The following is a 13,752-nucleotide window of genomic DNA, read 5'->3' on the forward strand; positions in this document are numbered from 1 at the left end:
TCGCTCCTGGCACAGACGACGAACTGATTCGACAGGCTTTTCGCTTGGGAGCCCGTGCCATCGTCGTGCTGCCACTCACCGCTGATCGATTGCAGCGTCTCCTGCAGACACTGCCGAGCGCACCCGTTAACGAAGGACGACGGCTTAGCCAATCTCCGAGGTACATTGGCCGACTCAATGCAACCACTGACCTCGTGCCCAGTCGAGTCGCGCCATCGAATCACGGCAGAACTGGCGTTCCTGAATCTTCTGGCGAAGTCGGCACTCGTCATCGACAGCCCCGGGCAGAGTGCATTCAATCAAGAGGGATAGGCCCGGGACACGGCGGCATGCGGGTAGTCATGTGATGCCCAAAACGCGTCGCCCGGCCCTGCCACAGGCGATGCCTCCGTTAGTGATGACCTCAGGAGAAGCTGACGACACAGGCGCTGTTGATACGTCGCGATCAGTGTTTTAGGCCCATCTCTTCAATGAGCTGCTCGACTCGGGATCGGATGTCGTCTCGAACCCTTCGAATTCCAGCTTCGTCAAGGTGAGTCGGGTCGTCGAGGCTCCAGTCCATGTATCGACGGCCGGGGTACACGGGGCAAGCGTCCCCGCATCCCATGGTGATGACGTAGTCGGCGGCGCGAACGACTTCATCCGTGAGCGGCTTAGGGTACTCATCAGGCAGTGGGATGCCTGCCTCCCGCAGTGAAGCGATGACGCGTGGATTGATTTGCTCGTCCGGCGAAGAGCCAGCCGTGCGGACATGCACGCTCGATCCTGCAAGATGACTCAAATATGCAGCTGCAATCTGTGAGCGGCTCGCATTGCGCACACAGACGAAGAGCACCTCCGGAGTCCCTCGCAGCACTATGCCACGGGCCGAGGCCAGCGCTTCGAGCCGATCTGCTGCATATCGTGCTGTGAGTGCCGGAAGGTGCGCCCGAGTCTTCGCGCGAGCGTTGAGCAGTTGATAACTCTCCAGCACATAGCGAACCACCGTCTGCTCATTGAAAGTGGAACTGAACCGGTAGGCCAGGTCTCTAGCGACGTGCACGATCGATTCTGGTAATGGTTCAACAGGCGCAGCCTCGTCGATGTCGGATGCGGAGCTCCAGCTGGTTAGAAGCCGCCCGTACCGTACCCAGGCCTCCGCTGTCAGAGCGTCACCTGTTTGCCCAAGGCTCAGCATGCCAACCGATCTGAGTGCCGCGAGGGAAGCCTCCACTTCTCGACCTGATGCGCGTAATTCCTCGGACAGGTGTGACGGATCGTCGCCGGAGGCAATTGTGCTGAGGACACGCAGTGCCAGTGGGTCTCCGAGAACGGCGGCTTGACGCGCACGCTCTTTCGCCTCATTGGGCTCTAAGGGCCGTCCTAGGCGCGGGGTCATCGTAGGAGATCTTCGAGGGCTGCTCGGCGTTCCGAAGCAACGGATAGCCAGATGTATTTCTTCTCGCGTTCGCGCATAAGTAGTCCGTCTTCCACGAGGATTTTGACATGATGAGTGACTGTCGGTTGAGAGACGCCAAGTACCTCCGCGAGCTGACCCACCGTGGCTCGCCCTTCTTCTGCACCCAGAATCAAGCTCAAGAGCTGGAGTCGAGTTGGGTCCGCGACCGCGCGCAGTGTCTGGGCAAGTTCCTCCGCCGTCGATCGCGGCAGCGGCACGCCTGACACGGCAGGGTCGGTGGTCCGGGGTTCGTTCACATGACCAAGAGTATCGGTGCGGTACCAAGATACTCGTCTACGGCACGGACATCGACCCCGCGCACCGACATGACAGCTAAAGATCTGCAGTCTTCGACGCGGATCGAGTGAAACATCAACGCCGGCGCTGTGAGCCCAGACTTGAGCAAGCGAGACGTTATGGAACTCCGGTCTCGAACAGGGAATAGACTCTCTGCGCAGTCGTGCTTGCAAACGGAAGCGCCCGGCGCTGTAGCGACTAAAAGCACGCTGGCGACATCTCCGAGAAGGGCGACCTATAGATCGATGAGCAGTGCGCTTCCGTTGTCGGAGAACAGGGGCGACACTTCGGACAACGCCGACACGATTGTGCCGATCGACGAAACCGCCAATACGGTCAGGTTCATTACGAACGCGGTAGCACACTTTCGGTACCTGCATGACGGATCAGCACACGGTATCCGCGATGGCGGCGACGGTGGCTTTTGCTGTGGCGCCGACGCCGATGAGGGTGGCGGACCCCGGTCCGGTCCAGTCGCCGTAGCCCACAAAATATAGTCCCGGACAGTGAGTCGCCGTAGTACCGGTCAATGTGATGGTGCCGTCACGTTCACGAAGATCGAGGTCGCGCAGATGGCGCAGAGCTGGACGGAATCCAGTGCACCAGATCACAGAATCAATATGACGCCGACTCTCATCAGGCCAGGCCACAGCATCGGGGAGGAAACGATTAAACATCGGGGACGCGACCAACAGGCCGGCATCGCGAGCGTCTTTGACCGGTGGCACGACGACGATGTCGCCCAAGTTGGCCACTCCGCCAGGATCTGCTTCACCAGCCGCTTTCGCCTGCACTTGACGGGTGGCGACTCGGAAAAGCTCACGCCCGTCCACGTCATCGGGAAGGTAGTGCGCCTCGCCCCGCAGACACCAAGTGACCTTGGCAGAGTCAACAAGGTCGGCCGCGATCTGTGCTCCGGAATTGGCGCCGCCGACGACCAGCACTGATTGGGAGTCGAACTGTTCGGGGCCACGGTAGGCAGCGCTATGGATCTGGATTCCGTGAAAAGTCTCCTGGCCCGGCACGCGTGGCCAAAATGGTTGCGACCATGTACCCGTCGCATTGACGACTGCCGAGGCCTCCCATTCGCTTGAATCGGTGAGGACCTTAAACCCTGTCCGGCTCGGAAGGACGTGCATGACCTCGACGGGACGTTCAACCGGCAGACCGTAACGCTTCTCATAGTCGGCTAAGTAGTCGATGACGTGTCCAGCATCAGGATTCCCACCGTTCGTCGGAGGCATCAACCGCCCCGGCAATGATGAATACTGGGCCGGAGAGAACAGTCGCAGTGAAGGCCACACATGTTGCCACGCTCCACCGGGTTGGTGCTGCTTGTCGAGGATGACAAAGGAAAGACCGGCCCGCCGCAGATAGTATCCAACAGCCAGTCCCGATTGCCCGCCGCCGACGACGACAACATCAACCTTCCACATCGATGTGGAAGTGCCGAGGTACATCAGTTCAGGGTCAGGAACTGGCGCAATTCAGTAAAGGCCTCGCGAACTACCGTGTAATGGGCCCACTTTCCGCGCTGCTCCCGAGTCAGAAGACCTGCTTCGACGAGCTTTTTCAGATGATGACTGATCGTCGGCTGACTGATGTCAAGGACATCGATGAGATCGCACGCGCACACTGACTCACACCCTTGCGCAGCCACATGCGACATCACCCGCAGCCGCATGGGATCCGCCAGTGCTTTAAGCTTCAGCGCCATCCGCTCGGCTCCTGCCACCTCAATAGGAGCTGCAGCCAATGAACAGCACTCTTCCACCGAGGTGCCAAAGACCTTCGTGTCGTCAATTGCAATAGTCATGACACCAAGCATACATTGACGAACATCGATGTATGCTTATAGTCTTCCCTTAGATGCACATCAATATGAAGAGGTTTGGATGACTACCACCGCCACCACAGAGTCGACGCCAGTGTTGAAGGAGATGTCTTTCCTTGACCGGTGGTTGCCGGTCTGGATTCTCTTGGCCATGGCCGTTGGCCTGCTTTTGGGGAACTTCGTCCCGGGCCTCAATACTGCTCTCGAAGCGGTGAAAATCGGCGAGGTGTCACTGCCGATTGCCATCGGCCTGCTGGTCATGATGTATCCCGTGCTGGCAAAAGTCCGCTACGACGAGACTCAGCGAGTAACTGGTGATCGGAAACTACTCGTCTTGTCACTGGTATTGAACTGGGTTGCCGGTCCGGCGTTCATGTTCGCCCTGGCTTGGATCTTCTTGGCTGATCTGCCTGAGTTTCGCACTGGCCTGATCATTGTCGGCCTCGCCCGATGCATAGCCATGGTCTTTATCTGGAACGATCTCGCGTGCGGTGATCGCGAGGCCGCCGCGGTACTCGTGGCCATCAATTCGGTGTTCCAGGTCGTCGCCTTCGGGGCACTCGGCTGGTTCTACCTTCAAGTCCTGCCATCATGGTTGGGATTGCCGACAACATCGGCAGATTTCTCGGTCTGGGCCATCGTCCTCTCCGTCCTCGTCTTCCTCGGAATCCCTCTCCTGGCAGGGTTCCTCACCCGAACATTCGGCGAGAAGGCCAAGGGCCGGCAATGGTATGAAGAGAAGTTCTTGCCCAAGATCGGGCCCTGGGCCCTCTACGGTCTGCTGTTCACCATCGTTTTGCTGTTCTCCTTCCAAGGAGAGGCGATCATTTCTCAGCCCATCGACGTCGTTCGCATCGCGGTGCCCTTGCTGTTGTACTTCGTCCTCATGTTCAGCGTCAGCCTATTGGTGTCTCGGGCTGCGGGGCTGAACTATGCGAAATCGACAACTGTGGCCTTCACAGCCTCGGGCAACAACTTCGAACTGGCCATCGCCGTGGCCATCGGCACCTTTGGAGTCACCTCTGGCCAGGCACTGGCCGGAGTCGTTGGTCCGCTCATCGAAGTCCCCGTCCTCGTCGGCCTCGTCTACGTCGCCCTGTGGGCCGGACGGAAACTCTTTCCCAATGACCCCACTGTCCCAACTCATGCGAATGGAGCCCGACCATGACCGAATCATCGACAAGCACCACACCCAGTGTTCTCTTCGTCTGCGTCAAAAACGGCGGCAAATCGCAGATGGCCGCGGCCTTGATGCGACACCACGCAGGACAAACCATCGAGGTGCATTCGGCCGGAACCACACCCGGAACAAGCCTCAATGCTCTCTCCGCAGAGGCGATTGCGGAGGTGGGCGCAGACATGACTCACGACTCTCCCAAACCCATTGATCCAGACCTGCTGGCGCACGTCGATCGTGTCATCGTCCTCGGAACCGACGCTCATGTCGAGCCAGTCGCGGGCATGAGAGCACCGATCGAAACGTGGAAGACCGACGAGCCCTCCGAACGAGGAATCGACGGTATCGAGCGCATGCGACTTGTCCGCGACGATATCGACGACCACATCCGCACCCTGATGACCGAGCTACTCAAAAATTCTTGATTGGAATCGCTGATGACTGAAACCACCCCCACCGTCCTCTTCGTCTGCGTCCACAACGCAGGCCGCTCGCAAATGGCAGCCGGATACCTCGAAGCGTTGTCTCACGGACAAATCGAGGTGCTCTCGGCAGGTTCAGAACCGGCCGAGAGCATTAACCCCATCGCGGTTCAAGCCATGGCCGAAGACGGTATTGATATCACCGGTTCCGCCCCGAAGATCCTCACTACCGACGCGGTGAAGGAATCCGACGTCGTCATCACCATGGGCTGTGGTGACGCCTGCCCCATCTTCCCCGGAAAACGCTACGAAGACTGGCAGCTCGACGATCCTGCAGGCCAGGGAATCGACGCAGTTCGTCCTATCCGCGACGACATCAAGAGCCGAATTCAGCAACTCATCTCCGAGCTGTCGCCGGCGGCGACCCCATCGAACTAAGGCCCAACCCATGACATACACCCCCAGCACTGATGCCGGTACAACCGATGACCTCATCATCATCGGGTCCGGACCAGCCGGATACACCGCAGCCATCTACGCCGCCCGCGCGGGACTGAACCCGCGGGTCATCGCCGGGTCGGTCACCCACGGTGGAGCCTTGATGACAACGACCGATGTCGAGAACTTCCCCGGCTTCCCCTCCGGCGTCCAAGGCCCGGACCTGATGATGGACCTCAGCGAACAGGCTCGCAGGTTCGGTGCCCGCATCGAATACGACGATGCCTCGGCAGTCGACCTCACAGGAGACATCAAGACAGTCACCACCCTGACGGGTGCGGCCTACAACAGCCCAGCCGTCATCGTCGCGACCGGATCCGCGTACAAAGAACTGGGACTTCCAGAAGAGAAGAGACTCACCGGCCACGGCTTGTCTTGGTGCGCGACCTGCGACGGATTCTTCTTCCGCGACCAACACCTCATCGTCGTCGGCGGCGGAGACTCAGCGATGGAAGAAGCGCTGTTCCTGACACGATTCGCCCGAACAGTCACAATTGTCGTCCGACGCGAGACCTTGCGGGCCTCAAAGATCATGGCCGAGAGAGCACAGGCGAATGAGAAGATTCGCTTCGTCTACAACAGTCACATCACCAGCCTCGACGGAGGCGAGAAAGTCACTGGCGTGACCGTAACCGACTCGGTCACCGGAGCCACCAGCCAGATAGAAGCCACTGGTGTCTTCGTCGCCATCGGCCACCTGCCTCGCACCGACCTGGTCAGGGGCCAGCTCGACCTCGATGCTGAGGGCTATATCCTCGTCGATGCACCCACGACTATGACGAACCTTCCCGGCGTATTCGCATGCGGAGATGCCGTTGACCACCGCTACCGCCAAGCCATCACCGCGGCCGGCACCGGATGCGCGGCAGCACTCGATGCCGAACGCTTCCTGGCCACCTACACCCCAGCAACACCCGTCCTTGAGGAGATATCCCATGCATGAGACCACCACCCAGGAACTGCCGGTTGTCATCATCGGAGCAGGACCCGTTGGTCTAGCCGCCGCCGCCCACATCCGTGAACGCGGACTCGCCCCTCTGGTTCTCGAAGCCGGCGACACCATCGGCGCCGCTATCCGGCAATGGGGTCACACCCGCTTGTTCTCTCCCTGGCGGTACAACATCGATTCCGCCGCCGAAAGGCTACTCGCCACCACAGGCTGGCAATCACCCGATCCCGACGCCCTACCAACCGGCCACGAACTCATCGAGGACTATCTCACCCCACTGGCCACGGCCCTCGGCGATACGGTCAAGACCGGTTCGCGGGTCGTAGCCGTGTCGAGAGAAGGAATCGATAAAACCCGCAGCGCCGACCGGGACGCCACCCCGTTCCTCGTCCGAGTCACCGACTCCGACGGTAGCAGCGAAGACCTTCTCGCCCACAGCGTCATCGATGCATCGGGCACCTGGGAACAGCCGAACCCGCTGGGGCGCTCCGGCCTTCCAGCACCTGGTGAGGTCGAGGCCGTGGCCCGTGACCTCATCGTCACCCCTTTGCCGGCTGTGGTCGGTATCGATAGAGACCGGTTCGCCGGCCGCCACGTCCTCGTCGTCGGTGCCGGACATTCCGCAGCGAACACCCTGCTCGAGCTGGCCGACTTGGCACGAGAAGAACCCACGACACGTATCAGCTGGGCTGTGCGCTCTGCCGATGTCTCCCACGTCTACGGCGGAGAAGACAATGACGATCTCGCTGCTCGCGGGGCACTCGGATCGCGTCTGCGATCACTCGTCGAATCCGGCGGAATCAATGTCCATACGTCGTTCGTCATCACCGGCTTCGACAGTTCCGACAACCACCTGAGTATTTCGGCCACAGGCAGGGACGGGGATAGTCAACTTGACGTTGACGTGCTCGTGCCGGCCACCGGATTCCGCCCGGATCTGTCTATCCTCAGCGAGTTGCGACTCGACCTCGATCCCGCCGTTGAGGCACCCAGTCAGCTGGGGCCGCTCATCGATCCGGAGTTCCACTCCTGCGGCAGTGTCGCACCCCATGGCGAGCGACAGCTGGCCCACCCCGACGCAGGCTTCTACATTGTCGGAATGAAGAGCTACGGGCGAGCACCCACGTTCCTCATGGCCACCGGCTATGAACAGGTCCGCTCCATCGCCGCTGCTCTTGCCGGTGACCGCGCTGCGGCCGACGATGTCCATCTCAACCTTCCCGAAACAGGGGTGTGCACCACCGATCTGGGAGGTTCCTGCGATGCACCAGCCATGCCGCAACCAGTGACCATCGGCGCCGCACCCACTTCCTCGTGCTGCTGACCACACGAATTCCACCACCGAGAGAGGCTGATATGTCTGAGACTCCCCAGCTTGTCGAGAAGCAGATCACCGTGTCGAACCCCGTCGACGGCTCCCCGCTGACGATCAATCTCAGTGTCGAAGTACAAATGCCTGACTGTACCTGCACGCCACGCGTGACGTCGCCGGGCAATCCTCCCGGCTGGCAACCTCGCAGCCACCGACGGTAACTCCCGTACACCCAGTGGCAACCGTCTGCCCGGTGTCGTTACCTCCTCGAAGACGCCGGGCAGACAACCAAAAGCATCATGGCATTTCACGAAACGATCAATACGTCATGGCACTGATCCCACCGCCGACTCAGTACCTCCCGCCTTGAAGAATCCACTTCGCATCCTTGAAAGGACCCGGACATGTCTACCGGAGCCCCGTTGCTTGATACCCACGTCCTCCAACATGCCGTCGATGATCTCTCCCACAAATATGACGGAATATTCTCCGCTGAGACCATAGAGCGATGTGTCTATGAGTCCTATACAGCCTTGTCGCGAACGGCGACGGTGCGCGAGTACCTTGTCATCCTGGCCGAACGCTTTGCTGCTAGTCGCCTACGTGCACTGGCGCTAGCGGACGGAAGGATCGAGAAGCTCGTTCCTCAAGTCCTCTTCGTTTGCGTCCACAATGTTGGCCGGTCACAAATCGCCAGTGCCCTTTTGGCCCACTATGGCGGCACCGAAGTCGAGGTGCGTTCTGCCGGATCACTGCCCGGTGCTGAGGTTCACCCACTTGTCGTTACCGAACTCCATAGGCGAGGAATCGACCTCGGCGGGGCATTCCCGAAACCACTGACTGACGATGTCGTCCGTGCTGCTGACTATGTGATCACTATGGGATGTGGCGATGCGTGCCCTCTCTATCCGGGCAAGCACTACTATGATTGGGAGCTCTCTGACCCATCTGAAGAGGACAGCGATGCCGTTCGCGAGATCGTCGATGCCATCGATGTCCATGTTCGTGCACTCTGGACCGAAATTCAGAACTAGTCGCGACCGACGGGGACCCTTAACTGTGTAGGAGCTCGCAACCTCAACAACAGTCGCTCCAAGGCCACGGCACCAAGTGGCAACACAGAACCGATTCAGAGCATGGTGCATATCCTTCTCGGCTTATCGGTAAACGAGCAAGATCAGCTGTCGCCAAACCAGGCATCGGTCCCACAGGATGTAATAGTCAAGGGTGCTCTACCCCTCGAGAAGCTTCGCCCCATCTGTTCGCAGCTCACCAGTTGGAGAGACATGCCGGTATAAAGTCTGGCGTGTCACCCCAATTTCCACGCATAGATCACCGACGTTGGTGCCAGGCTGTCCCATCGATGCCATTGCCAATCGAACTTTGGCTGGGGTCATCTTGAAAGGGCGGCCTCCCTTACGACCTCGGGCACGGGCCGAAGCCAGACCGGCTTTGGTGCGCTCGGTAATGAGTTCGCGCTCGAACTCAGCCAACGCTGCAAAGATTCCGAATACCAGCTTCCCCGACGGGGTGGTTGTGTCGATCGCAGCACCTTGGCCGGTGAGTACTTTGAGCCCTACTTTCCGTTCGGTAAGGTCGTGGACCACGTTAACGAGATGCCGCAGATCTCTCCCAAGCCGGTCTAGTTTCCACACCAGCAGCGTATCCCCGGCACGTAAAGCTTTGAGACAAGCGGCCAGCTCTGGCCGGTCGTCCTTCTTCCCGGAAGCTAAGTCCTCATACAAGTGGGCCTCATCAACACCGGCTGTCAGGAGTGCGTCTCGCTGCAGGTCCGTCGTTTGAGAACCATCAGCCTTCGACACTCGAACGTATCCAACCAGCACACTCGCCCCTCATCACTTAAATGTTCGTTTATGTGACAGACCGGCTGTCGGTTTCGGAAGGCGCCTGCACACAGGGCTCCTATTTTCGGGGTATGTGCGATCGGCTTCTGAACGCTAGTCGTTCGATACTCATGTGCACTAAAATCGTTCTTACTCAATAGTCCTGTTCTCAAAGGGGAGGCAGAGATGGGCGAGGAGCCCGGAGGAGTTCCGTCGACGGGGCATCTAACGATGGCAGACGCGGAGTGGAAGCAAGCTCGATTGCGAGCGGACGTGATTGGCAAGCTTGCTGAGCGTGGAAGTGTTGGGCTGGTTGCTGCTGATGAGGCGGCCCTGTCGCTGAGTATTTCTCGCCGGCAGGTGTATGTGCTTTTGGAACGTTACCGCCAAGGGACGGGTCTCGTGACCGATCTTGCCAGTCGCCGGTCCGATGGCGGCAAAGGCGGTAGCCGCCTGTCGGGGCCAGTTGAACAGGTTATTCGTGAGTTGGTGCGCAAGCGGTACCTGACGAAGCAAAAACGCAGCGTTGCCTCAGTGCATCGCGAAATAGTTCGAGTTTGCACTGTGCGAGGTTTGCCGGCGCCTGCACGAAATACCGTCGAGTCGCGGATCGCACGGATGAACCCAGCCGAAGTCGGTCGACGAAGAGAAGGTCCCGACAGTGTTCGAACTCTTCAATCGGCCGGCGATGACGTCCCAGTGATTGCGGGCATCTTGGACCAGGTGCAGATCGATCACACCGTCATTGATCTGATCATTGTCGATGAGCGCGAACGTCAACCAATCGGCAGACCGTATTTAACTGTGGCGATCGATGTGTACAGCCGTTGCCTGGTCGGCATGGTCGTGACTTTGGAGCCCCCGTCTGCGGTGTCAGTGGGCTTATGTTTGGCTCACACGACTGTTGATAAGCGGCCGTGGTTAGAACGCCTCGGAATCGATGTGAACTGGCCAATGAGTGGGAAACCAAAGGCGTTGTATGTCGACAACGCTGCCGAGTTCAAGAGCGAGGCTCTTACCCGCGGGTGTGAGCAGCACGGTATCGATTTGGGCTATAGGCCACTGGGGAGGCCTCACTACGGCGGGATCGTCGAGCGTGTTATCGGCACGGCAATGCGCGAGATCCACGAATTACCGGGAACGACGTTCTCGAATCCAAGTGAACGAGGCCGGTATAACCCCGAGAAAATGGCCACGCTCACGCTCTCCGAATTGGAAAAATGGCTGACCTTGGCTGTCGCGACCTATCACGGCACCGTGCACAGCACACTTAGTCAGACCCCGGCCCGACGATGGGCCGAGGGATTCGAAGTGGCCGGGCACCCGGCTGTCGCCGCGAATCCAACAGCGTTCTTGGTCGATTTCCTGCCCGTAATCCGCCGGAAGTTGACGCGTACCGGATTCGTGATCGATCACGTGCATTATTTCGGCAACGTGCTCAAGCCTTGGATCGCACGCCGCAAGCGTCTCGAACGCTTCATCATCCGCAGGGACCCTCGCGATATCAGTCGAATCTGGGTGCTCGACCCCGAAGGGGTGGAATACGTCGAGGTTCCCTATCAGACAGTGTCGAACCCTGCCGTCAGTGTGTGGGAACACCGAAAGGCGCTGGCACGCTTGCGCGAGAGTGGAGCTACTCAAGTGGACGAGGCTGCATTGTTTCGGATGATCGAACAAATGCGGCATATCTCCGAGACAGCCGAAAAGACGACAAAACGGACCCGCCGTGAAACCGAGCGCCGTAACCACGCAGGAACCACGCAAAATCAGTCGCCCGCCCCAGCACCGGCTGCGCCGCCACCCACACCGGAGCCGCATTCAGCCCGGCCCGCGGCCCGATTTGAGGAGATTGAACAATGGTGACTGTCGATGATGGCCCGGCTCAGGATCTGTCGCATCTGCATTCCTCGGCACAGTCGACAGCTCGGTTGCCTGCCGCCGAGCGAGTCCACAGGATTCGAGCCGACCGCTGGATTGGATACCCCAAAGCAATCGAGGCGGTGGCACGGTTGGAAACGCTACTGACATGGCCTCGAAAACAACGCATGCCCAATCTGCTGTTGGTGGGGCCGACGAACAACGGCAAGTCCATGATCATCGAAAGATTCCGCCGTCAACACCTACCGACGACTGAACCGGACCGTGAGAACATTCCTGTGCTGTGTGTGCAAATGCCTTCGGAGCCGTCCCCGTTGCGGTTCTATACTGCGATCCTCGCAGCCCTCGGTGCACCGTTGCGTCCGCGACCCCGTGTCATCGAACTCGAACGCCTCGCTCTCACCCTGCTGCGTGAGGTCGGAGTGCAGATTCTGGTGATCGATGAGTTACACAATGTGCTCGCCGGCCGCGGTGATGTCCGACGAGAGTTCTTAAATCTCTTACGCTTCCTCGGCAACGAACTACGAATCCCTCTCGTTGGCGTCGGTACCCGTGAGGCATACCTAGCAGTACGATCGGACGACCAGCTGGAGAATCGGTTCGAACCCTTCGTGCTGCCTGTGTGGGAGGCTGGCGAGGAAGCTCGATCGCTGTTGGCCAGCTTCGCGGCAGCATTTCCGCTGCGGCATCGATCAGTCATCGATACCGACGATATGGCACAGTACTTGCTGGCTCGCAGCGAGGGAACGATCGGCGAGCTTGCGCACCTGCTGACTGCGGCGGCGGTCGCCGCTGTCGAATCCGGCATCGAGTCGATCAATCATCGAACGTTGACCATGGCTGATTATGTTGGTCCAACGCAACGTCGGCGACTGTTTGAACGCGAGTTGATGTGACCTCTCGATGGCCAGCCCATCCCCGGCCGATAGTGGGTGAGGCTCTTACCTCATGGCTGTATCGCATCGCCCATCGGTACACGATCACCATTGATGACCTCGCCTTCGATCTTGGCCACTGCTTCACCCGCGATACGGATCTTGACTTGCACCCGCCGGAGGGATTCGTTGAGCAACTGGCCGTCCGGACCGGAGTGAGCACGGAACGCATTCGCAGCATGAGCATCAGCGGGTATACCCCGTGGCTCTTGGACGATATCGCACCTGGCCCTGACACGTTCACTACCTACACCCGGCAACTGGCCGTCCTCTTGCCCGAGCGGAACCTACGCCGCCGGACGGTGGACTCGTGGAGAGCGTGGGTACCGCTCACTATTGATCGGCACTACCGATCCTGTCCACAGTGCGCGATCGATTCCGTGCCGCCTCGCCCCTATCTTGTTACGTGGTCGCTGCCGCTGATGCTCTCCTGCCCCTTTCACCATTGCTGGCTTGAGCGTCACGACGGCCCACCTGGATACTACGCGTGGCGTGAGCTATCGAGCGTTCCTGAACCGCAGGAGGCCCCGCCGGCAATCGGGCGAATGGATAACAGAACGTGGCAGGCACTAACTACCGGATTCGTCGACCTTCCACGACACCACATCCACGCCGGCGTCTGGTTCCGCCTGCTCCGGACGCTCATCGACGAACTTGGAGCAACCATGAGTGATTGCGGTGCCGCGCAGCGACTGACCCGGAAAGTATGGGAACATTCCGGGCACCGAGTCCGAGCCGGCCAAGCAAAGTGGCAGCCCATCGAAACACTGACACCGAAGAAGCAAGAACAAACACTTGAAGCCGCAGCGGTCGCGATGAGCCTCCTCGAAAACGGCAACCTGATCGGTCAGGGCCGCGAGGCCGGACTATTCCTTCCGGAGCCCGACGCCTCTATCGATCCAGGGCAACCACAACCGAGGGAGGCACCTGCATGGCAAGCGAAATCCCTTGGCCAAGCGCTTCACGATGCCGTCGAGGACGCCAAGGCCAATCCTAATAGCGCACGACAGCTCTTTGACTTCATGACTCTCTACCGCCGCGACGATGAGTACATCGACCAAGTCCGGACCAATTTCGCCGAACTGGGTATCCATCTCGACGACGTGTCACAATAACTCTCGTCAGCACCGTCTGCGACACGTAGAATAAATAACGGGTTAAGTGACAT

Annotated in this window: 14 protein-coding genes; 9 read left to right on the top strand and 5 right to left on the bottom strand. The window is 59.5% G+C overall.

All coding sequences use genetic code 11. The features are described 5' to 3' along the window. Positions 1 to 445: 445 nt before the first annotated feature. From BLT92_RS04675 to BLT92_RS04690, 4 genes are all read right to left on the bottom strand, one after another. Entirely contained in the window at positions 446 to 1,213 is a 768-nt protein-coding gene (locus BLT92_RS04675) for an arsenate reductase ArsC (protein WP_231939021.1), read from the bottom strand. Positions 1,214 to 1,374: 161 nt separating this feature from the next. After that, the gene (locus tag BLT92_RS21190) at positions 1,375 to 2,115 is read right to left on the bottom strand and encodes an ArsR/SmtB family transcription factor (protein WP_092103609.1); all 741 of its coding nucleotides are present in this window, start codon (positions 2,113 to 2,115) and stop codon (positions 1,375 to 1,377) included. Between the two features lie 6 nt (positions 2,116 to 2,121). After that, the gene (locus tag BLT92_RS04685; protein ID WP_231939022.1) at positions 2,122 to 3,195 is read right to left on the bottom strand and encodes an ArsO family NAD(P)H-dependent flavin-containing monooxygenase; all 1,074 of its coding nucleotides are present in this window, start codon (positions 3,193 to 3,195) and stop codon (positions 2,122 to 2,124) included. Then, entirely contained in the window at positions 3,195 to 3,551 is a 357-nt protein-coding gene (locus BLT92_RS04690) for an ArsR/SmtB family transcription factor (RefSeq protein WP_231939023.1), read from the bottom strand. The genes BLT92_RS04685 and BLT92_RS04690 overlap by 1 nt, the downstream gene beginning before the upstream one ends. Before the next feature lie 79 nt (positions 3,552 to 3,630). Here BLT92_RS04690 and arsB point away from each other — a divergent pair, with 79 nt between their 5' ends. From arsB to BLT92_RS04720, 6 genes are all read left to right on the top strand, one after another. After that, positions 3,631 to 4,737, top strand: a complete 1,107-nt coding sequence (gene arsB, locus BLT92_RS04695) for an ACR3 family arsenite efflux transporter (RefSeq protein WP_092103613.1) — start codon at positions 3,631 to 3,633, stop codon at positions 4,735 to 4,737. Continuing rightward, positions 4,734 to 5,171: an arsenate-mycothiol transferase ArsC gene (locus BLT92_RS04700; protein WP_092103615.1), complete on the top strand. Its 438-nt coding sequence runs from the start codon at positions 4,734 to 4,736 to the stop codon at positions 5,169 to 5,171. Before arsB ends, BLT92_RS04700 begins: the two co-directional genes overlap by 4 nt. Positions 5,172 to 5,183: 12 nt before the next feature. Next, complete coding sequence (locus BLT92_RS04705) at positions 5,184 to 5,606, top strand: arsenate reductase ArsC (protein WP_092108793.1); 423 nt, start codon at positions 5,184 to 5,186, stop codon at positions 5,604 to 5,606. A gap of 10 nt (positions 5,607 to 5,616) precedes the next feature. Beyond that, positions 5,617 to 6,609 carry a thioredoxin-disulfide reductase gene (gene trxB / locus BLT92_RS04710; RefSeq protein ID WP_092103617.1) on the top strand — a complete coding sequence of 331 codons (993 nt, stop codon included), beginning with the start codon at positions 5,617 to 5,619 and terminating at the stop codon, positions 6,607 to 6,609. Beyond that, a complete protein-coding gene (locus BLT92_RS04715; protein ID WP_092103619.1) occupies positions 6,602 to 7,939 on the top strand; it encodes an NAD(P)-binding domain-containing protein in 1,338 nt (445 codons plus the stop codon). Before trxB ends, BLT92_RS04715 begins: the two co-directional genes overlap by 8 nt. 392 nt (positions 7,940 to 8,331) lie before the next feature. Then, positions 8,332 to 8,961, top strand: coding sequence for an arsenate reductase ArsC (locus BLT92_RS04720; RefSeq protein ID WP_092103621.1), 630 nt, complete (start codon positions 8,332 to 8,334; stop codon positions 8,959 to 8,961). A 198-nt stretch (positions 8,962 to 9,159) separates the two neighbouring features. Here BLT92_RS04720 and BLT92_RS04725 read toward each other — a convergent pair whose 3' ends face one another. After that, positions 9,160 to 9,771, bottom strand: coding sequence for a recombinase family protein (locus BLT92_RS04725; RefSeq protein WP_092103623.1), 612 nt, complete (start codon positions 9,769 to 9,771; stop codon positions 9,160 to 9,162). Positions 9,772 to 9,957: 186 nt separating this feature from the next. On the opposite strand from BLT92_RS04725, the gene BLT92_RS04730 reads away from it, so the two are divergent. From BLT92_RS04730 to BLT92_RS04740, 3 genes are all read left to right on the top strand, one after another. Next, positions 9,958 to 11,634, top strand: a complete 1,677-nt coding sequence (locus tag BLT92_RS04730) for a Mu transposase C-terminal domain-containing protein (RefSeq protein WP_092103625.1) — start codon at positions 9,958 to 9,960, stop codon at positions 11,632 to 11,634. Between the two features lie 65 nt (positions 11,635 to 11,699). Next, positions 11,700 to 12,545: a TniB family NTP-binding protein gene (locus BLT92_RS04735; RefSeq protein ID WP_456236398.1), complete on the top strand. Its 846-nt coding sequence runs from the start codon at positions 11,700 to 11,702 to the stop codon at positions 12,543 to 12,545. Next, positions 12,542 to 13,699: a TniQ family protein gene (locus tag BLT92_RS04740; RefSeq protein WP_092103629.1), complete on the top strand. Its 1,158-nt coding sequence runs from the start codon at positions 12,542 to 12,544 to the stop codon at positions 13,697 to 13,699. The genes BLT92_RS04735 and BLT92_RS04740 overlap by 4 nt, the downstream gene beginning before the upstream one ends. Positions 13,700 to 13,752 lie beyond the last annotated feature (53 nt).

The organism is Brevibacterium picturae (assembly GCF_900105045.1).
Taxonomy (GTDB): Bacteria; Actinomycetota; Actinomycetes; order Actinomycetales; family Brevibacteriaceae; genus Brevibacterium; species Brevibacterium picturae.